The organism is Polaribacter sp. 2405UD43-2 (genome assembly GCF_058147125.1).
In genome coordinates, this window is the sequence record NZ_JBYVJX010000075.1 from 1 (window position 1) to 244 (window position 244).

Sequence of the window (244 nt, forward strand, 5' to 3'; positions counted from 1 at the left end):
CTGTAACAGAAAATAATTATGGAAATAAAACGATAAAAGCAGATACAGCTATGCTAACCCCTAGCTACAAATGTGTAGGAACTGCTTTTTATTCAAGATTTATAGAAATTCCTGAACATTGGAAGAACAAAGAAATCTCCTTTTTTTTAGAACGCGTATTATGGCAATCTACCATTTATGTAGACGGTGTGATAAGAGATAGCTTAGACGCTTTAGGCACTCCACATATACATAAATTAGGAAA

General features: G+C 33.2%; 1 protein-coding gene. It reads left to right on the forward strand.

Going from position 1 to position 244, the window contains the following annotated elements; translation table 11 throughout:
• On the forward strand, positions 1 to 244 hold a 244-nt coding region (locus tag ACY2RX_RS14810; RefSeq protein WP_490104740.1), incomplete at both ends, for a hypothetical protein.